Raw genomic sequence first — 20,292 nt, 5'->3', positions numbered from 1 at the left:
AGGTATTAATTATGAAAACCTCTTTAAAAGCTAAAGCTTTTCGCTTACACTTTCTTTTTCCGTAAAGAAAGTTAGCAAAGAACCTCCTCAACGGCTTCAGAGTTTGCTAAAGCAAATACCTTCAAATCAAAAAATATTTTATTCGTCTGCGGAACTCGTAAATCAATATCCATTTAGGTTATTGATTTACTCAAACAGTCCTCGACTTTCTCCACAAAATATTTTCCACATTTGCGCTCTTGCAGATGTTGAGTTTTTTCTTCCATTCGTTACTCTATGAAGTAATCTACTTTTTCTATGACAATATTATTTGGGCGATAGCTACTCGGAGAGTAAAGAAAGATACGCTTAGTTACCCGTAGGTTAATTTGATTTGGAAATTTTTTGTGGTATGGCAATGCCTAAAAACAGCGCTTTTGCGCTACTTATTCTCGCGTTGAGAAAAGTAGCAAAGCGTGACCTCCGAACGGAGGCACAAGAGAGATTCCAAAGCAAGGCTTTGGCATGTGTTATCCCATTGGATAAAGAATTTCTTTTTGTATAGCCTTAATTTTATCTAACGTTTCATCACTCAACGTAACATCAAGTGCAGCAAGTGAATCATCCAACTGCTCTAATTTACGTGCTCCAATAATTGTTGAAGCCACAAAATCATGCTGTTTTGACCAAGCAACCGCCAACGTTACAGGAGAAATCCCTAACTCTTTAGCCATCGCCATATATTTTGTCGTTGCCTCTTTTGTCTTCTCATTGACAAATCTATCTGCCATAGCTTGCACACGTTTACTGCTGTTTTGCATGTATAAAGAGAATCGTGCACCTTCAGGATAGAAGTTTCCATTATACTTTCCAGATAAAACCCCTCCTCCTATTGGAGAGTATGGTAACAATGAAATTTGCTCTTTTTTACACACCGTTGAAAGCTCATCTAAAAATCGTGGGTTTAAAAGAGAGAAGTTGTTTTGTATGGATTCAAACCGTGCTAGACCTTTGTGTTTAGAAGTCTCATTGGCTTTGGTTAATCCATATGCTGTGTCATTTGATGTTCCTAAGTATCTTACTTTTCCCTCTTTAACCAACTCATCAAACGCTTTTAAAGACTCCTCAATAGGCACAATGGTATCTGGCCAGTGCATTTGGTATAAATCCACATAGTCCGTATTCAGACGTCTCAGACTTCCTTCAATGGCTCTTTTAATGTGAAATGAGTCAATAGCAGTCAAACCGTGTCGAGTAGGAGGCACAAACCATCCTGAAGCAGCACCTGAGACTTTGGTTGCTAAAATCACAGAGTCTCTGGGTTTAGTTTTTAACCACTCCCCAACAATTTGTTCAGTAAGACCACCCAGTTTCGCTGTGGGTGGTACTGGGTAGATTTCAGCCGTGTCGTAAAAGTTGATCCCTTTTTCGTACGCTTTATTTAAAATCTCAAATGCTTCTTGTTTGCTTGTCGTCGTACCAAACGTCATCGTACCCAGACAAATATCCGTTACTCGTAGTCCTGTTCGTCCTATGTATTTATAATTCATTCAATTTACTCCATGATACATATCTCTTTTTTAAACATATGTTTTATTGTATTATAAGCTACTATTAACACAACTAAGCTTACAAACAAAATAAAAAAGTAAGAAATGTAACTGTAAAACGCCACTTTTGTCTGCTCGTACATGAGCATACTGGCCAATGCAATTGAAGCTAAAGGGAATGTAAATGCCCACCAAGAAATAAAAAACTTGATATTTAAAAAACTTTTATACATAAACAATAACAGCAGTGTGAAAAACAATCCCAAATTAAATAAAATGTATGCAAACATATCCAACTCATGCGTAAGTTTAAAGTATGAGAGCAGTCCAATTGAAGGGGGAGCAATCAAAATAAACAGCGTAGGCATAAACTTTTGTGCAAACTGTACATGAAAAATGATACGATTTAAAATAATCGCCAACATGATAATCCAAAAGAAAATACCAATAGAAAAGAAATAGAGCAACACAGCATCATCAACAAACCCTACCCCACCAATTGGCACAATCAAATTTCCTACAATAGGGATGAACCATGCAGGATTGGAATGTTGTATCTCTAAGCTTTTATTGATCCAAAAAGACAAAGTATAAAAAGTAAAAAAAGCATGTAACACAGCCCCAATGATAAATAAATCATACGACAATGCTTTTTGCATTGGGTGTACAATCATAGAGACCAAAATAAATGAAATTGAAATCGCGGCAAAAAAGTTAATACGAATAGGATGATTAAACTCTTGTTTGACTTGTGCGGTATATTTTATGATTTTAATGCCATACGTCAACAACACTGCAATAAATACAGCAACAGTTAAAAAAGATAAGCTTAGATCAAGAAGAGCACTAAAATGCAGTGTCTCATGCGCTTTTCTAAATACGAGCGTAAGCCCACTAAGCCCCATAACAATAGCAAACATCATTACTGGGAAAAATTGAAGACGGTTTGGAATTTTCTTTAAATTCTCTTGTTCCATATAGTATCCTTTATTGGATTTACCTTATAATACTTTATGGCAAAAACAAAAAAGATAGTTGATTTAAAACCGTACAATTTTTCATACGATGAAAACGGTCTGACATATAAACTTTTAACTCTCAAACGAGATAAAATGAACATAGAAATGGCTGTTTTTCAAGGAGAAAAATTTTTAAAAAATGATTTTAAACCATTTGCACAAATACCAAAAAGTTTAAAAAGTAAAATAAATCCTTTGTAGACGGAATAATAGTACTTTTTACTTTAAATTTTCTTTAGTTATTATATAAGTTCAACTTATATTAAAAACCGAACTTATCTTGGATTTTTGTGAAGTTATTTCGAAACATGGTATGCAAATAGGTACCAAAGACCGTTCCTTTTTGAAATGCCGCAACTTTTCCTAAAGCTTTGTTCCCTTTATACAAGGTATACTCCCCTTGTATGTTCTCATTTTTGGGTTTGGTATAGTGAAACGCGTGACCCGTGATACCCAAATCATTTTCATAGTATCCCATACGTACAAAACGATTGGAAAGGGTAAACTCTATATCAAGCAGACCCAACATCTTTTTTTCATCCACACATTTTGAGATAAACAACAATCCTGCACACTCTGCATAAATGGGCCTCTTCCTCTTTGCGTGAGCAATAATTGAGTTTTTAAACGCATTTGCATCTTTGATGCGCTCATATGCTTCCTTGGTCTCAATGTATCCTCCCGGTATGTACAGCACATCACAATCTTTTGGAACCTCTTCATTGTTTATACCATTTACAAGCGTGACCGTTTCAAACTGCTCTTTTAAAAACTCTAAGTTATCGTGATATAAAAATGAGAAGTTCTGATCATGTACAACCGCAAGATGTTGTTTGCTTTTTTCAATGGTTTCAAACGGATACTCTTGTATGTTGAGCTTCTTTATTTGACTCATTCTTTCTAATACCCCTAAATCAATATGTTCAAGCACCTCTTGTGAAAGCTCTTCTAGCTTCTCTTTTTCACTCTCTTTTAAATCCAATCCCAAATGAGTTGACTGCAGAGTTTCTAAGCCCTTTTTTATCCAACCCAATACAACAATATCTTTAAAATCTTGCTCCACACGGTTTTTAATGAGTTCAAAGTGTCCTTGAGAGCCCACATGATTAAAAACCACACCTTTAATAGTACAATCACTTCGGTACTCTTTAAGACCTTTTAAAACAGCACTAAGAGTGATATATGAACCACTGGCATCAAGCACTAACACCGTAGGCACTTTTAAGAGTTTAGATACATCATAAGCAGAACTTCCTTTATCCATCCCATCATAAAACCCCATCACTCCTTCTAAGATGGCATACTCTTTGTTGCTGTAATGTGCAAACATCCATTGAACTTGTTCCTCCTTCATGATACATGTATCTAAGTTGATACTGGGCGTACCACATACCTTTTCATGAAACTGTGGGTCAATAAAATCAGGACCTATTTTAAAAGGACGCACACTTTTTTTAAAGTGATACAACAAGGCTGTTGTTAATATGGTTTTACCTTGATTGGAAGCAATGGCTGAGATACATAATGCGTTAATGAGTGTTCCTTTTGTTTCTTTTTATGAGCAAATAGACAAAAAATGGTGCCCCTATAAAAGCTGTCACCACACCAATAGGCAGTGCAGAATCAGTGTTTAGATTGCGAGCAATCAAATCTGAAAAGACCAAGAAAATTCCGCCAAAGAAAAAGACAGGAATAAAAAGGTTATGTGCACTTCTTTTATAAATCAAACGAATAATATGAGGTATGACCAAACCTATAAAACCAATGGGCCCTACAAAACTGATACTCACTCCTACACTTAATGATACTACAATGAGCAGTATCAAGTTGGTTTTATGGACATTTAACCCTTTTAAAAAAGCGGTATCATTACAAATAAGAAGCAGTTTGATTTTGCTTTTGTATGCCAATATGATACTTAAGAAAACCAAACTCACTCCCATAGCAATAAATGCCATTGTAAATCCCACGGTATCTAAACTTCCTAAGGTGAAACGTACAATCGAGTAGTTCTCTTGTAGATTACTGACATAAAAGACCAACATCAATGCAGAAGCATAAAAATAAGATAAGGCAATACCAATAAGCAGTATGGAGTTCGTTGATACAGCAATGGAGCTTTTGTTGATTTGTTTGGCAATAAAATACAAAATAAATACGGTCAACAGTGAACCCAACATCGAAGAAAAAGTGATATAAAACACAGGAAAGAAGACAATAGAAATTGCAGTGAACAGTGTGGTACCACTTGCAATTCCTAAAGTGTATGGAGTGATGAGTTCATTTTTAAAAATGATTTGAAAAATCAAACCACTTAAAGCCAATATCCCACCTACAAAAAATGCTAATATCACCCGAGAGACACGCAAATCCCAAAAAACGACAGCCGTTGTTGAGTCAAAGTTAAAAAGCTCTTGATAGTTTAAATGGGTTTCACCCCAAAATGGGGCAATAACAAGTAACACCATACTGAGTGTATACAACCCTACTCTCATAAGTTCACCACCAAATGACTCTGAAGTTTAATAATGGTGTCATTGTAAAATCGTTTCAGATTCTCGTTGTTAAAAAATTCCTCATGCTCACCAAAAAATGCAATCTTACCCTCTTTTATGAACATGACTCTGTATTTAAGCGCATAGGCTAAATCTAAATTGTGGGTAATGATAACTTTTTGTGCCAACCACTCTGAGTTGAAAATATCAAACACCTCTTTTAATCGTGAAATATCCAAATTTGCAGTGAGTTCATCAAAAATTGTAATTTGGGCATTGTGTATGAGTGCTGAAGCCAAGAGTGTGAGCTGTTTCTCTCCTGAACTGAACTCTTTACAACATCGATGTTGTAACTTCTGCAATTTAAGCAGTTCTATCACCTTTTCAATTTTTGCAGGATTAACCTCATCAATAAAAGAGAGCTCTAAAAACTCTTGAAGTGTCATATAGTCGTCAAAAATCGAAAGTTTGGGTGGAATATAGTTTATCTTTAAAGCGCGTTGCAAACTGCTTAATTCATCGACTCTCTTTGAATCCAAGTAAACAGACTCATTGGGAATGAGTTGTGAGAGTACTTTAGCCAATGTAGACTTCCCTGCCCCATTTTGTCCTAAAATAATAAGGTTCTCCTCTTTGGGTAATACAAAAGAGAGTTCATGCAGTATGTTACTGGTGTACTGTTTTACTTCTAACATCTTCTAATATCGCTTTAAAATCTTTCATAAAGTTCTCTACTCTTTGACTTGGTATACCTGCATACAGTTTATGAATGGTGTATATGTTATTTTCTTTTGCTGCATGAATGGGCAAAGCTCTCCACGCATCTTTAATCTTCTCTTGCTCTTGCTCTTTGCCGTCTAAAAATGGTGCAAGCAATACAATAATGTCTGGATTGCTTCGTATAACTTTTTCTGTATTAATCACAGGTTGGGTTTTACTTTCAGATTGAAACGCATTTTGGTTTCCCGAAAGCTCTATCATATCATTAAAATAGATAAAGTTTCCTGCCACATAGATTTGATTACTCAAACTCTTCCGTGGACTGATCACAATGAGTATCTTCTTATTTTGTACAATACCCTTTAATGATTCAGTGGTTTGCGTGATACTTGAAACAATGCTTTGAGCCTTTTGCTCTTTATTGAAATACTCCCCCAAAGAGAGAATGGTATTTTTAATCGTAGTCAAACTGTCTGTTTGATATATCTTTGTTTTGATTCCCAGCTCTTTTAAATTGGATTGAAGTTTTTGGTCATAATCTTGTCCAATGACCACAGTGGGTTTTAGCTGAATAATCTTTTCCAAAGAGATATTGGCATAGCCTCCTACTTTAGGGACACTTTTAGACTCAATAGGAAAATCGCAATGTCGTGTATTACCTACAACGTCTTCTCCTACACCCAATGCATATACAATCTCATTGATTGAAGGAGAGAGTGTGACGACTCTCTCTTGGGCTAACAATTGAATACTAAGAAGTAATACAATAATCCACTGTTTCATTAAAAGCTTGCCTTTATTCCAACATAAGCACTTCGTTCTGCTGTTGCATAACCATCTACTGTTTGATAATACTTGTCAAAGATATTCTCTATTTTAACATATGCCTTAAAATGTTTGCTGATGTCATAATTGACTACAGAGTTCCACAGTGTATAATTTCCTGTTTGTACTTGTCGTGCACTGTCATCATATCGCTCACCTATATATGAACCATTGAGATTTAAATGCCATTTATTAAAACCATAATAATCTATGGCAAACCCTAATTGACGTTTGGGTTGTCGTCGTAAAGGTTCTCCTTTATTATCCCGGGTTCGTAAGTGTGTATAGTTTAAACTCAACAGCGTTGCCTCATACACTTCTTGGGTGTATTCTAACTCTACTCCTTGCAGTGTTGACTCTCCATCAATATTGGCATACTTACTTGTTCCAAAGTCATACTCTATCATATCCGTAATGTCGGTTTTAAAATAGGTAATAGAGAAATCTTTATAAGCTACTTGTACATCAAATGATTTAATGGTTTCAGGTGAGAGGTTGGGGTTCCCATAATTTGAAAAAAGTTTATAAAGTGTAGGTACATTATACGCCGTTCCATAATTACTGCTTGCATTAAGATCCTCAGTAAAAAAGTGTTTAATTCCTACTTTTCCTGTGGTTTTATCATCAAACTTATCATAGTTATCTTTTCTCAGTGATTGAGTCACAATGGTTTGACCATCATTGAACTTGGTACTGTTGGTCATATACGCCGCTTTATTCGTAAAGGTTTCATTAATATCATTGTTGTGTTCAAAAGTTTTATAATCAGCGCCCACTAAGACAAATGAGTCTTCTCCATATGGGATAAGCGTCTTTAAACCATACTCTCTGGTTTCACCATTAAAAAAAGAGCTTGTATCTGTCGAGTCATAATAGTACTCTCTATTAAAATCAGATCGGCTGACGTTCAATGTCGTTGTGGCGAATGCATTTTTATTTTCATACGAAGCAGAGGTAAACTTATCATGGGTATAAGATTTGTTTTTTGTATCGGATGAAGTGCCATCAAAATCTAAATAGCCATTGATAAAAGTATGCGCTACATCCATTTTATTTGCTTCATCAAAGTTATATCCTGCTTTAAAAGCCCCTGTCGTATTTTCATACCCATCTTTCTCTCTCGCAAGCTCATCCCAACGTTTACCATAATCGTCAGATGAACGTTTGGCCTCAAACGAACTGAAACCATCACTGCTGACTCGTGAAAGCGTTCCTTGGAGATAATAATCCTCTTGTTTATGAGAGAGATTGACTCCATACTTTTTGGTTTTAAATGAACCATACTCTAAAGAGACACCTCCATGAGTACCTTTTTGTGCGCTGTTTGTAATGATATTAATCACACCTGCACTCGCATCTGCTCCCCAAACACCACTTTGTGCCCCTTTTACCACTTCAATTTGTTCAATATTTTCCATCATCAAGTGTTCAAATGGCGCACCACTTCCACTGGTAACATCATTAAATCGAACGCCGTCAATTAACACCAAAACTCGTTCTGTTGCATTTCCTCTTAAAAGTAAAGAGGTGGTTGATCCTAAAGTTCCATTTTGTGTAAATGAGATACCTGCAACACTGTTTAATGCTTCAGATACTGTCGTATAGTGTCGCTCTTGAATCTCTTCTTTTGTAATGACTTTAATATTTGATGTAACATCTTTAATGGATTGTTCTGAATTGGTTGCACTTGTAACTGTGATTGTTGAGAGTTGTTCTGTTGCGTGTAGGTTTGCTGCAATTAAAAAGCTTGCAACGATGCTTATCGTATTTAGATTTTTCATTCTTTATGTATTCCTATGATTGTTTATATATTGTTTGTTGAATATGTTTTGATTGGTTTAAGCTGTGATGCCAATAATCGTCTGATGATTTTAGGTTGTACATCAAGCATACTGTCAATTGAACTGAACAGTGAATTCATTTTACGCATAATCGTTGCAGCTAAAATGCCAAAAAGAGTAAAGTATCGTCTCATATTGTCCTCCTTTATAAATTAAAGCGTGTATTATAATTTAATGTTAATAAAAATAGAGAAAAGCAGGAAGTTTAATAGAAGTATTTAAGGCTTAAATAGATGATATATACCCCATAGCCTAAAACTAAGATAGAAGCAAATTTAACCATCAGATTTCTAAAATCACTCTGTTTAAACAAGCCTACAAAAAAGCCCAATGAAAAAAGAGCAGGAATCGTACTTAAACCAAAAACAAGCATAACCAAAGCACCGTAGAGTATGCTTCCTGTACTTGCTGCCGTTATGGCAAAGAAGTAGACAAATCCACAAGGAAGTAGACCATTGAGCATTCCTAATAAAAAGAAACTCAACAGTGTATTAGAAGCAATCAGACGTTTAAAACTTCTTTGATACCAGGCTTGTTTGGATACTGAGTGTTCAATGGCTGTTAAGAATTTTAATTTTCCAAGCAGTGAAAGTCCTACAAGAATCATTAAAATTCCAGTAATTAAAAGTAGCAGTCCATTGGTGGTTTTATTAAACGTTACAACTGAACCTACAAAACCAAAGAGTGCACCTAAAAGCGTATATGTTACCACTCGTCCAAAAGAGTACAGCACATGCGAAAGCATCTGCTTACCTTTAGACCAACCCGTTTGCACCTTTGTACTGGAATATGCAATCACAATACCTCCACACATTCCTACACAGTGTCCAAATGAACCCAAGATAGCAATAGTAATAATAGAAAGTAATGAGATGTTTTCCATATGAAGTCCTAAAAAATAATGAAGATACTAATATAAGTTTAATTAAATCTGCTTTAGCTTAACCGTACAAATGTGGCAAATAGTGTACGGTTAAAGCCCAGTGACATATATCAAGTATTAGGAGAACTTTGATAAATACCAGTTGTTGTAATGAAAGTATAGAGTGCTACTGTTAAGTATGTGTTAAATGAAAGTCAAAATTGAAAAAAACACTTTTTGTTTTTAGAGTTCTACTTAGATAAAAAATGTAACTCTTTTTTTAAACACACTTTTTTTAACTTTTGTGTATAATCCGCGTATTAAATCATAAAGGTATGATAAATGAAATTAATCATGTTTGACATGGATGGAACACTTGTTAACAGTGGAACCATGATTGCGAATACCATTAATTATGTTCGAGAAAATATAGGTTTAGAAATTTTAGAGAAACATCATATTTTAACCAATGTGAATGATCCCAAGATTAATACTGCAGAATTTTTTTATGGAACAAAACACTTTACCGAGGAACAAACGATACTGTTTGAGAATTACTACAATCAAAACTGTCTTAAAGAGCTTGAAATCTATGATGGCATTGAAACACTCTTAAAAGAGCTCAAAGGTGAATTTAAACTCGCAGTTGCAACCAATGCTTCTTCAATATTTGCGCATAAAATGTTAACCCATTTGGGACTTCGAGAATATTTTGATTTGTTATATGGTTATGACAGCGTGAGCCAACCTAAACCGCATCCTGAAATGGTGTATAAAATCATTGAAGATATTAAAACCACCAAAGAACGCTCTTTATTAGTAGGAGACAGTCATAAAGACACCCAAGCCGCAACCAGTGCGGGCGTGGATTCTATTTTAGTCAATTGGGGGTTTTCAGATCACAGTGAAAATGCCATTGAAAGCGTAGAAGAACTCAAACAACATATCTTTAAGAAGTTCAATTAAGCGTATACTCGATTGGCACACGCAGCGTTAACTGTTCTTTAACTTTTGGAAAAGCAGTTGATGCATTCTCTATGGCTAAAACGGAAGATTTTATAAGCATTCGATGTCCAGAGATTGCTTTAATGGAACGCACTTCTCCACTTGTTAACAGAACAAACTCTATGATTACTTTGCCTTGAATTTTCAACGCCCTGGCACGTTTGGGATATTTGATGTTTTTTTGTATGAGCATCACTATTTGCCGTAGGTGTTCATCCACAAACTGTTCTTGATAACTTTTTTGACTCTTTTTGATTGCTTCTTGTTCTTTTCTCTCTTCCTTTTTACTCTTTTGTTTCACCTTTTCTTGGGGTTGTTTCTGTTTTTTTTCAATGGGTTTAGGTCTCTTTTTTTTAGGTTTTATAGCAGGTTTTGGTTCTATTTTTTCTTTTGGTTTTTGAACCTCTTTGGGTTCACTTTTTTGTTTGATGACCTTTTTTTCTTGTTCAATGAGTGAAACATGTTTTAAAGAAAGTGTCTTTTCTTTAGAAATAGATTTAACCACCGGTGTCAATGTAAATCCCCAAACCAAAGCAGAAACCACCACTGCATAAAGCAAAACTGTGAGTAAAAAAGAGTGCGTATATCGTCGTTTGTTGCTCATACTACTTCTTAGTAATAATGGAAATATTCTCAAAAGCATTGGACTTTAACAAATCCAACACCTTTACAAAACTCTCAAAGTCTGCTTTTTTATCACATTTGATATAGATATGGGATTGGCTATTCATGCTTTGAAGTTTCACTTCCAATGCTTCTAAAGAGATGTGCAATTTATTTAAAAACATGGAGTTATCTGCTTTTATGGTAATCACACTCTCTTGTTGCATGCTTAAGTCAGTTGAACTTTGTGCTTGAGCCAATGCCACTGGAATATCTCCTTTGGCTATAAAAGTTGATGTAAGCAGCACAATGGCTAAAAGAACCAATAATACATCAATGAAAGGTATGACATTGATAGAGTTAAACTTCTGTAATTTCATCGTATCGACTCTCTATGACCTCAGCAAATCGGGCTAATATGTTGTAAAAAATTTGCGAGATAATGGCAACGACCAACCCTACCGCTGTGGCTTTGAGTGCCAATGCCAATGAAGCCATGATTTTAGTGGCTTCAATCTCACCTGTACTCATGGTTATAAAGGTCAACATAATTGCCAAAACCGTACCTAAAAGACCTATATAAGGTGCATTAGAAGCAATAGTCCCAATAACTGAAAGGTGTTTGGTCAAGGCAATTTCCAATGCTTTTTTATTTTTAAACGTTTGCACCTCAATGGCTTTATAAAAAAAGAGTCGTTCAAAAAAGAACCACACTGAGATAAAACTCATAAATACCAATAAGGCAATTACTCCATAATCAACCAAGTTTTTTAATAATTCAATGTCCATTATGGCTTCCTTCTGTTTTCATGCTTGTGTTATGAGAATGGCCTCTTTGAAGCATACCATACTCTTTAAACACATAGATTTTATAAAAGTTTAATCCCAAATAAAACACAATCAAAGCACTGGCCAATGGAAAGGCAATCACTTTACGTATTTTACTGGCTTCAATGAGTCTGAGTCGCGCAATGATAATCACAAAAGCCCACAGTGCTGCAAGATAGTTAAAAATTGCAAACAGATGTACCCAGCTGTCTTGTCGTGTTGCTAAAGGTTTCATATACTCCATATTGAGTGAAAAACCATAAATAAAGGCATTCACAATATCATTGGCTGTGTGATAAAAGAAAAACTCCCATAAATGAGAGAGCCCACCAATAATAAAAAGTGGCGCAAAAGCAAACCCTAAAGAGTAAAAAAGCTCTTTAAAAGGTTGTTTTAACACTTTTGCAGCCAAATAAATCCCTCCCGTTGCAATCACAATGGTTGAAATAATAGCATAAATAAAAGCAAATAAACCTATGGTGTCCATACCACCAAAATCAAATATGCTTTCAAAATAACGCGCAGTTTTAACCCAAGGAAACTCTTCAACTATCGCACTTCGTCCCAAAGCATGGTGAAAACTCATAGTAATACTGATTGAAGCTGTTATGAGTAAAATAATCCAAACTTCTGATTTAAAAGGTTTAAATTGTTTAAACAGACTGCTTGATGGTGCTTTGGCTTTAAAGCTTACTGCTTCACAGGCATTGGCACAATCCATACACAACGTACAGTCTTCCATGGAGTTTTTCTTATCAAAGGTAAAGGGTTTTAAGTTATAACTGCACACTTTAGCACAATCAAACGTTTTACAACTGCTGCATGCATTTTTATATGTACCCAACCATGTAAACCCTACTTTTGAATACGCACGCGTCAGTACTCCAATGGGACAAAAGTTCTTACAATACTCCATGTTGTTAAAAACAAAGAAAATCAGCACCGCATAAATCGTTAACACACTGAAAAACAAGGCTGTTGCATATGGTGTTTTATAAACAGCTGGGTACATGTAATACACCATCCACCAGCCAATAACCAACAACAAACCACCGAACATTGGATTTTGAAGTTTTTTAGGCAGACTCTTTTTTAATCCCAACTTCGTGATATACTTTCCTAGAAAACCATGAGGGCAAACCCCACAAAAGACACGCCCTAAACTTCCTAAACTCACCACCATAAAAAAGGGCCAAAACAGACCCCAAAAGAGTTTGGTTGTAAAGATATTCTCACTGCTTTGATCCACAAACCCCAAACAAATAGCATAGACAAAGAGTGCCACTATCAAGAGTTTAAATACCAGTAAAAACCATTTGTTTTTAAAAAGAAATCCCAATATGGGCATACCATAGATATCATTTTTGTCTCGTTTGATAAAATTGACCATCATCTGCCTCCTTAAAACTTCATCGAGAAGCCAACAGTAAACGTTCTTCCTTGATTCACTGTAATAGAGAGGTCTTCACTGTCAAACACTCCATTTTCATCTCTGTCACCACTGGCTCGTGCTGTACTGTAGTATTGGTTATCAAACAGGTTATCTACTCGTGCAAAAAAAGCGTATTCAATGTTTTGATAATTGGATTTATATTGCGTCAATAAGTTTACGGCATCTTGTCCATCAATTTGCATTTGGTTTAAATCATCCGCATAATAACTTGATTTTTTCACCCACTCCGCTTGCATTTTCCATGATGGGAACACATAATAGTCTAAAATTACATTCAACATATGTTTTGATGTTCGTGGAATTCGATTGCCATTTGGATCAAAATAGGTCATGGTTCCACCTAAATCCATTGCCAAATTATGATAGTTGGTATAACGTGCATCCAAATAGGTATAGGCAATATTATATGAGAGTTTATCGGTGATTTTATCATACACTGAGAGTTCCAAACCTTGATGTCGTGCTCCTCCAATGTTATCCCACATATCTCCTGAAGTGTTACTGGTATCCCCATAATTTCCTGAGGTTTTCATGATAAAATCATCTCTGTCAATTCTAAAAAGTGCTGCTTCATAATTGAACCAATCCAATGATCCTCTTAAACCAATCTCATAGTTATACGACTTTTCAGGTTCCAAATCAGAATTGTTTTCAGTATACCCCCAAGCACTGGTACTTCCAGCAAAAAGTTGAGAAATAGTAGGTGCTCTAAACCCCGTTGAATAATTTACAAAAAGTGTATTTTTTGCATCCAAATTATAGTTCGTACCCACACGATAAGAATACACATTGAAGTTTTTTTCTAAATCTTCCCCGTCTGAATCCATATAATCCAACTTAATCTTGTCATACCGTGCATTAATCGTCGCCGTTAAATCTTTGCTGAACCCGTGTTTATACTCTCCATAAATGGCATAAACTTTCTCATCAGTGGTATCATTGCTTTTTTCATCGCCTGCCTTAAAATAATCAGCGGTCACAACGGGCATAGGCATGTATCGTACAAGTGCTTGATTGGTTTTATAAATCACTTTGTTTTTATATTCATTGTCTCTTAAATCCACTCCTAAAAGTGCTGCAAACTTCTGTGAACTGGTTCTAAGTTCACTTTTAATTCCTCGTTGTGTTTGTTCATAGTAGTTATCATAAATATAATCGCTGTCATCCAAAGAGGGCTGTTTAACATTGTTTCCATCTTTGGTTTGTGGACCAGACCAAAATGATGTATCATCAGTGTACATGTAAGCATTAACCAATAAGTTGGTCTGCTCTGTAAAATATTTAGAGTACGTTACAAAGTATTTTTCCAACTCAACATCATACATTCTTGTATAATCTCGACTCTCCTGATCTCCTTCATAAATACTCTCTGGATTATGATCAGCCTCATCTGCTCCACCGACTGTACCGTGAGAATCTTTTGCTCTTTTAGAGTACTCAGCACCAAAAGTTAAATCGGAACTATCATCAATAAAGTATTGCAATTTTCCATTATAATACTTAGTACTGTAATCCGAATCTTCATGATACCCATCCGCTTTTCGTTGACTTCCTTGAATATGAAAATTCAACACATCATTTGAATACCCTGTTCGACCAAGCAATTTTCTGTAACCAAAACTTCCTCTTTCAATCGTGGCAAAGTTATGATTATAGTGTGCCCCTTTTTTCGTAGTAATAATCACTGCACCACTTAAGGCATCATCACCAAAGAGATAACTTGCTCCTCCTTTGAGTACTTTAATAGACTCAATGTTATCTAAGTCAATATTCACAGCCCCCGTACGCTCAAATACAGGCACCCCATCAATCACAATGGCCACACCTGGTTTTTCACCCATGTACATCTGATTTTCAACCCCACGGATATGAATCTTCAACGAATCACCTGTTTTTACTTCCGTGGTAATACCGGGGATGGATTGTAAAATTTGTTGAATGTTCTCTGTATGAGACTCATCAATAATCTCACCACGGATAGTCGTAGTATTCGACACTTCTGTTCTTTTTGTAGAAAATCTGTCATCAATAGTGGATGACTCTACACTGATTGTATCCAATGACTGGACACTGTTTGCATACGCCATTGTTCCTAGTAACAACGACGATAAAACAAAACTCCCTCTTCTCATTTGCGCGCTCCCAAAATTTTGGGGAAATGTTAAAGAATTTGTGTTAATTTAGTGTTAATTTTATATTTTAAGTTTATCTTAAGTTACTTAGAGAGAATGCCACTTAGATTTAAATAAAAGGTAGTTCCTTCGGCTAAAGAGTCAATTTTAATCTCTATCGCATGTTTATCACAAAACTCTTTGACAATGGTTAAACCTAAACCAAAGCCTTTTTTGTTGGTGTCTTCTTGATAATATTGTTCAAAGACCATAAAAATATTTTTAGTCTCTATGGCTTTTCCACTGTTGTGTATGCTTAATATGGAATGCATATATTTGATGCATACGTTACCTTGTGGATGATTATATTTAATTGCATTGGAAAGTAAGTTATCAATGACTTTTTGAAAACCATTTTTATCACTGTAAAGTTGAACTTCTGGAACCTTTTGATCAATGATAATCTCTTTTTTAATCTCATCAAATTTTGAGACAGACTCTTGAATGGATTCTTTTAAATCAAACGTTTGTTTTTCAATGGTATCAATTTCTTTTTTAATTTCATACTCCATTTGGTTATAGAGTTTAAGTAACTCATTGGTTGCTTGTTTGATACGCCCCAAACGTTTGATGTTTTTTTCATCTTTGATGCTCTTTTCAAGCATTTGAGCATTGGCTTGTATCGTAGAAGCAGGGATATTCAGTTCATGGAGTGTCTCTTTAATCGTCTTTTGTAAATTAGCATCACTTTTAAACAAAGGTTCCAATAAAGGTTTGCTCAAAAAAAGGTTCAAACAGACAGCTAAAATAATCAAAACTCCTGTAATGAACATAAAATTCTCTTGATTAAAACCAAAAAGAGAGACAAGATAAAAATTCGCAATGAGCACTAAAATAGTAATAAACGCCACTAAAATAGAGTTAGAGATAAGAAAATTACGTTTTTTAGAACTCAACTTTATATCCTACACCTTTGATATTTGTAATCGCATCTTTTCCTAATAACTTTTTGAGGTTATTAATATAGACACGAATTGCTCCCTCACTGTACTCTTCATTGGTTGCCCATAACCTAGAGACAATCATATCTTTAGTAACGATATTGTTTCTGTTTTCTAAACACAATTCAAAAAGCTGCACCACTTTAATGGGCACATTTAAATCTATCCCATGTTCAAACACTCTTCTTGTAGAAGGATTAAAAGAGATACCATTTGAAAGTTCTACCATGCACCACTGTTTTCCTACGCGTTTGAATAGAGAGTGAATTCGTAAAAGTAACTCATCCAAATCCACTGGTTTGGTTAAATAATCATCCGCGCCATTAATAAAACCCTTCTTTAAGGTCTCTTTATCTTTATATGAAGTTAAAAAGATAGCAGGAGTAGTGTCTTGAATATCACGCAACTCTTTTAAAAAATCCAAACCATTGAGTTTAGGAACATTGATATCCAATAAATACAGATCGTAATTGTTTTCATAATTTTTATTCAAAGCCTCTTGACCATCATAAGCCAAGTCAACACAAAAGCCCTCCTCTTCAAGGAAGTCTTCAACCGTTTGAGCAAATAATTTATCATCTTCTAGCAATAATACTTTCAATGGACACCTTTTTATAAAGAGGAAATTGTAACAAATGAGAACTTATAGTTTTTCGTATCTTGAAATTGTAACATTTTTTATACTATAATAGAACCATTACTACAAAAAGGTTGTTAATGTTTAAAAAAGTGCTCTTCCCCACACTCTTTTTGCTGTTAGCTTATTTCATCTTTGCCAATGACAATGCGAAGACAATTGTAGCGGGGATTGCTATCTTTTTAGTGGGTATGTACTTTATGGAAGAAGGCTTTAAACTCTTCTCTGGTGGTGCTTTGGAAAAAGTATTAGAACGCTTTACCTGTACACTGCCTAAAGCCATTGCCACGGGTACTGTCTCAACAACCTTGGTACAAAGCTCTTCATTAACCAGTGTGATTATGATTTCATTTTTAAGTGCCGGTTTAATTGGATTAAATGAAGCCATTGGAGTAATTTTTGGTTCAAACTTAGGCTCAACGACTACCACATGGATTGTTTCATACTTTGGTGTTAAAATCAGTATTGCACACTATGCCATGCCCATGCTCATCTTAGGGGTTGCTCTTCGTTTTTCTACAAACAGACACTACCAAGGAAGTGGCAATATTCTTTTAGGTTTAGGTTTTATTTTTCTGGGTATCTCTTATATGATGGATGGCTTTGAGTCTTTAAAAAGTACTATTAATCTTTCACAATATGCCATTGAAGGCTATTTGGGTGTACTTGTTTTTATTATCGTGGGAATGATAGCAACCGTTATTATTCAATCAAGTGCGGCAACCATGGCCATTGTTATTGCTGCTTTGGTCAGTGGTCAAATCATTTATGCCAATGCTTTAGCCATCGCCATTGGTGCAAATATTGGTACGACAATTACAGCGATTGTAGGATCCATTGCCTCCAATGAAAATGGAAAACGTCTGGCCGTAGCTCACTTTATTTTTAATTTTGTCACAGCCGCATTTGCCTTTATTTTTATCTTTCAATTTGTACAAGTTGTCAACTGGATAGGAGATGCTTTTGGCGTGGATAAAGAGAATTATGTCATTAAACTGGCCATCTTTCACACCTTGTTTAATGTCATTGGTATTGCGTTAGTCTCTCCGTTTATTGGAAAGATGGTTCAATTTTTAAACACCTTGTTTATCCCTAAAATTAAATCCAAAGCGAAACCCCAATATTTAAATGATGAAGTCATTGAGATTCCTAAAACAGCGATTGTTTCTTTAAGAAAAGAGGTGATTAACCTCTATTTTCAATCGCTTAAAACCATCACTCATGCGATGAACTTGCACAGAGAAGATGTTTTTTCTCAAAACCCTTTACAAGAAGTGGTCAAAAAATCAAAAAGTAAAATAGAGACCAATATTGATGAAATTTATAACAATAACCTCAAACTTTTATACGGAGAAATCATTCGTTATGCCCTACTTTCACAACAAAATATGAATGAGACAGAAAATATCATTGTAGGGAAACTCAAAACCGCTTCACGAAAAATCATTAAATCAGTCAAAGATATTAAAGAGTTACAACGCAATATCAACATCTATTCTAAAAGTAAAAATGAGTACATCAAAGATGAGTACGATGCCATACGAGAGGTTATCGCCAATACACTTCGAGAAATAGAGTACATTCAACAACACCATGTCGATGATATTGACCGTATTTCACGCGTAGAGACACTCAAACAACGTCTGGATACTCTTGATTTTATCAGCAATGGTAAAATTGATGAATTGATCCGAAACAACAAAATAGACACCAAAATGGCGACATCATTGATCAACGACTCTTCATTTGGAATTCACATTTGTAAACGTTTAATCGACATTACTATGATATTATGGGTGGAAGATGATCTGTTAGTTGAAATAGGAGAAGATAATGGGAATTAAAAAATTTGTAGCAAGAATCAATACACTGTTTAGTCAAGCTCAAAAAGAACAAACACGTTATACCAATAAAGTCAATGAAATCATTGAGAAACTCAAACTCAAAAAACTCAAACTCAAAAACAGACTCAAAGATAAAAAATACAAAAAAGAGGAAGAGGAGCTGCTAAAAGATGAGCTCAAAGCAGTTAAAAAGCTCATTAAAAAGGCGAAGAAGCAACTTAAAGAGTAAACTCTTTAAAGTTTTGTCGAAGTGCTTCATACGCCACAATAGAGACGGAATTTGCGATATTCAAACTTCGTGCGTCATTGGTCATAGGAATCGTAATACACCCTTGCTCATTTAATGCCAAGAAAGACTCAGGTAAGCCTGCATCTTCTCGACCAAAATAGAAATAATCCCCTTTTTGGTATCTCATATCAAAATAGAGTTGTTTTGTTTTGGTTGTTGCAAAGAAATGCCGTTCGTTTAACGGATGTTTACTCCAAAAATCTTCGATATTCTCATACTCACGTACATCCAAATCAAACCAATAATCAAGCCCCGCTCGTCGTACCTCTTTTTCAGTAATCTCACCAAACCCATACGGTTTGATTAAGTGCAGTGTACAGTTCATTGCAAAAGCCAATCGCCCAATAGTTCCCACATTTCCAGGAATTCTTGGTTCGTGTAACACAAGATTAAACATCACAAAATAACCGTTTTGTTTCCGTACACAAAAACACGGTCTTCAAGCATCAGTTGTAAAGCGTTTGATAAAACAACTTTCTCTACATTTCGCCCTGCTCGTCTCATATCTTGCCAAGAGTAAGTGTGATCCACGCGAACAACATCTTGAGCAATAATTGGACCTTCATCCAAATCGTCTGTAACATAGTGTGCGGTTGCACCAATAATCTTAACTCCTCTGTGATGTGCCTGCTTATATGGATTGGCTCCAATAAATGCAGGCAAGAATGAATGGTGAATGTTGAGTACTTTTTGTGGATAGGCTTGTACAAATTTAGGTGTTAATATTCGCATGTATTTTGCTAAAACAATCAACTCAGGTGAGTATTCATTGATTATATTGATCACCAACTCTTCATGCTCTTCTCGAGACATATCTTCTGCACTGATACAATGAAAAGGAATATCAAATTTTTCAACCAAATCTTGTAAGTAATCGTGGTTAGCAATAACCGCTTTGATGTTTGCATTGAGTTCACCATCAATGTATCGAATCAATAAGTCACCTAATACATGAGACTCTTTGGTTGCAAGCAGAACAATATCTTTTTTCTCTTTGGTTGTCAGTTTAATTGTAGATTCAGCGGGAAGAACCTCTTTAAGCTCTTTTAGTAATATTTCTTTATTTAAGTCGCCTGAGATGACACTTCTCATAAAGAATTTTTTTGTCTCTTCGTCAACATACTCAGCATTTTGCTCAATATTTAAGTTGTTTGCAAAAAGAATTTTTGAAACATTGTATACCAAACCTTTGGCATCCGTTGTGTCAATTAACAGTATATACTCTTTCAT

The 20,292-nt window shown here is 35.2% G+C and carries 22 protein-coding genes; 4 read left to right on the top strand and 18 right to left on the bottom strand.

Annotated elements, in window-relative coordinates; genetic code table 11:
* Positions 1 to 509: 509 nt before the first annotated feature.
* Complete coding sequence (locus tag CRV04_RS03995) at positions 510 to 1,529, bottom strand: aldo/keto reductase (protein ID WP_128995521.1); 1,020 nt, start codon at positions 1,527 to 1,529, stop codon at positions 510 to 512.
* Positions 1,530 to 1,534: 5 nt separating this feature from the next.
* On the bottom strand, positions 1,535 to 2,506 hold the full coding sequence (locus CRV04_RS03990; RefSeq protein ID WP_128995520.1) for an SLAC1 anion channel family protein: 972 nt from the start codon (positions 2,504 to 2,506) through the stop codon (positions 1,535 to 1,537).
* 36 nt (positions 2,507 to 2,542) lie between these two features.
* Here CRV04_RS03990 and CRV04_RS03985 point away from each other — a divergent pair, with 36 nt between their 5' ends.
* Positions 2,543 to 2,749 (top strand): malate dehydrogenase, encoded by a 207-nt coding sequence (locus CRV04_RS03985; RefSeq protein ID WP_128995519.1) that lies wholly within the window; start codon positions 2,543 to 2,545, stop codon positions 2,747 to 2,749.
* A 61-nt stretch (positions 2,750 to 2,810) separates the two neighbouring features.
* On the opposite strand, the gene CRV04_RS03980 is transcribed toward CRV04_RS03985, so the two are convergent.
* From CRV04_RS03980 to CRV04_RS03955, 7 genes are all read right to left on the bottom strand, one after another.
* Positions 2,811 to 4,067 (bottom strand): cobyrinic acid a,c-diamide synthase CobB, encoded by a 1,257-nt coding sequence (locus tag CRV04_RS03980; RefSeq protein ID WP_228126479.1) that lies wholly within the window; start codon positions 4,065 to 4,067, stop codon positions 2,811 to 2,813.
* 10 nt (positions 4,068 to 4,077) lie between these two features.
* Positions 4,078 to 5,043, bottom strand: coding sequence for a FecCD family ABC transporter permease (locus CRV04_RS03975; RefSeq protein WP_128995517.1), 966 nt, complete (start codon positions 5,041 to 5,043; stop codon positions 4,078 to 4,080).
* Positions 5,040 to 5,738 carry an ATP-binding cassette domain-containing protein gene (locus tag CRV04_RS03970; RefSeq protein WP_128995516.1) on the bottom strand — a complete coding sequence of 233 codons (699 nt, stop codon included), beginning with the start codon at positions 5,736 to 5,738 and terminating at the stop codon, positions 5,040 to 5,042. The genes CRV04_RS03975 and CRV04_RS03970 overlap by 4 nt, the downstream gene beginning before the upstream one ends.
* Positions 5,710 to 6,546 carry an ABC transporter substrate-binding protein gene (locus CRV04_RS03965; RefSeq protein ID WP_128995515.1) on the bottom strand — a complete coding sequence of 279 codons (837 nt, stop codon included), beginning with the start codon at positions 6,544 to 6,546 and terminating at the stop codon, positions 5,710 to 5,712. Before CRV04_RS03965 ends, CRV04_RS03970 begins: the two co-directional genes overlap by 29 nt.
* Positions 6,546 to 8,369, bottom strand: coding sequence for a TonB-dependent receptor plug domain-containing protein (locus CRV04_RS03960; RefSeq protein ID WP_128995514.1), 1,824 nt, complete (start codon positions 8,367 to 8,369; stop codon positions 6,546 to 6,548). The genes CRV04_RS03965 and CRV04_RS03960 overlap by 1 nt, the downstream gene beginning before the upstream one ends.
* Positions 8,370 to 8,392: 23 nt before the next feature.
* The gene (locus CRV04_RS12855) at positions 8,393 to 8,563 is read right to left on the bottom strand and encodes a hypothetical protein (protein ID WP_164969117.1); all 171 of its coding nucleotides are present in this window, start codon (positions 8,561 to 8,563) and stop codon (positions 8,393 to 8,395) included.
* Between the two features lie 71 nt (positions 8,564 to 8,634).
* Positions 8,635 to 9,312, bottom strand: a complete 678-nt coding sequence (locus CRV04_RS03955) for a sulfite exporter TauE/SafE family protein (protein ID WP_128995513.1) — start codon at positions 9,310 to 9,312, stop codon at positions 8,635 to 8,637.
* Positions 9,313 to 9,633: 321 nt separating this feature from the next.
* Here CRV04_RS03955 and CRV04_RS03950 point away from each other — a divergent pair, with 321 nt between their 5' ends.
* Positions 9,634 to 10,257, top strand: a complete 624-nt coding sequence (locus CRV04_RS03950) for an HAD family hydrolase (RefSeq protein ID WP_128995512.1) — start codon at positions 9,634 to 9,636, stop codon at positions 10,255 to 10,257.
* On the opposite strand, the gene CRV04_RS03945 is transcribed toward CRV04_RS03950, so the two are convergent.
* The 7 genes from CRV04_RS03945 to CRV04_RS03915 all read right to left on the bottom strand — a co-directional run bounded on the left by CRV04_RS03945 (position 10,250) and on the right by CRV04_RS03915 (position 16,893).
* On the bottom strand, positions 10,250 to 10,900 hold the full coding sequence (locus tag CRV04_RS03945) for an energy transducer TonB (RefSeq protein WP_164969116.1): 651 nt from the start codon (positions 10,898 to 10,900) through the stop codon (positions 10,250 to 10,252). The two genes, CRV04_RS03950 and CRV04_RS03945, sit on opposite strands and share 8 nt — an antisense overlap.
* 1 nt (position 10,901) lies before the next feature.
* Entirely contained in the window at positions 10,902 to 11,279 is a 378-nt protein-coding gene (locus CRV04_RS03940) for a biopolymer transporter ExbD (RefSeq protein ID WP_128995510.1), read from the bottom strand.
* Positions 11,260 to 11,688 (bottom strand): TonB-system energizer ExbB, encoded by a 429-nt coding sequence (gene exbB / locus CRV04_RS03935; protein ID WP_228126467.1) that lies wholly within the window; start codon positions 11,686 to 11,688, stop codon positions 11,260 to 11,262. Before exbB ends, CRV04_RS03940 begins: the two co-directional genes overlap by 20 nt.
* Positions 11,678 to 13,120, bottom strand: a complete 1,443-nt coding sequence (locus CRV04_RS03930) for a 4Fe-4S binding protein (RefSeq protein ID WP_228126466.1) — start codon at positions 13,118 to 13,120, stop codon at positions 11,678 to 11,680. Before CRV04_RS03930 ends, exbB begins: the two co-directional genes overlap by 11 nt.
* 8 nt (positions 13,121 to 13,128) lie before the next feature.
* Complete coding sequence (locus CRV04_RS03925; RefSeq protein ID WP_128995508.1) at positions 13,129 to 15,312, bottom strand: TonB-dependent receptor; 2,184 nt, start codon at positions 15,310 to 15,312, stop codon at positions 13,129 to 13,131.
* Positions 15,313 to 15,395: 83 nt separating this feature from the next.
* Positions 15,396 to 16,247: a sensor histidine kinase gene (locus CRV04_RS03920; protein WP_128995507.1), complete on the bottom strand. Its 852-nt coding sequence runs from the start codon at positions 16,245 to 16,247 to the stop codon at positions 15,396 to 15,398.
* Positions 16,237 to 16,893, bottom strand: a complete 657-nt coding sequence (locus CRV04_RS03915) for a response regulator transcription factor (protein ID WP_128995506.1) — start codon at positions 16,891 to 16,893, stop codon at positions 16,237 to 16,239. Before CRV04_RS03915 ends, CRV04_RS03920 begins: the two co-directional genes overlap by 11 nt.
* Positions 16,894 to 17,009: 116 nt before the next feature.
* Between CRV04_RS03915 and CRV04_RS03910 the strand changes: the two genes are divergently transcribed.
* Positions 17,010 to 18,773, top strand: coding sequence for a Na/Pi cotransporter family protein (locus CRV04_RS03910; RefSeq protein WP_128995505.1), 1,764 nt, complete (start codon positions 17,010 to 17,012; stop codon positions 18,771 to 18,773).
* On the top strand, positions 18,763 to 19,002 hold the full coding sequence (locus tag CRV04_RS03905) for a hypothetical protein (protein WP_128995504.1): 240 nt from the start codon (positions 18,763 to 18,765) through the stop codon (positions 19,000 to 19,002). Before CRV04_RS03910 ends, CRV04_RS03905 begins: the two co-directional genes overlap by 11 nt.
* Here CRV04_RS03905 and CRV04_RS03900 read toward each other — a convergent pair.
* Together CRV04_RS03900 and purU are read right to left on the bottom strand one after the other, a co-directional pair.
* Positions 18,992 to 19,459, bottom strand: coding sequence for a tRNA (cytidine(34)-2'-O)-methyltransferase (locus CRV04_RS03900; RefSeq protein WP_128995693.1), 468 nt, complete (start codon positions 19,457 to 19,459; stop codon positions 18,992 to 18,994). The two genes, CRV04_RS03905 and CRV04_RS03900, sit on opposite strands and share 11 nt — an antisense overlap.
* Complete coding sequence (purU, locus tag CRV04_RS03895) at positions 19,459 to 20,292, bottom strand: formyltetrahydrofolate deformylase (RefSeq protein ID WP_128995503.1); 834 nt, start codon at positions 20,290 to 20,292, stop codon at positions 19,459 to 19,461. Before purU ends, CRV04_RS03900 begins: the two co-directional genes overlap by 1 nt.

The organism is Candidatus Marinarcus aquaticus (assembly GCF_004116335.1).
Lineage (GTDB): Bacteria > Campylobacterota > Campylobacteria > Campylobacterales > Arcobacteraceae > Marinarcus > Marinarcus aquaticus.
The sequence above is the reverse complement of the archived record's forward strand: the minus strand, read 5'-3'. Positions and strand labels throughout refer to the sequence as shown.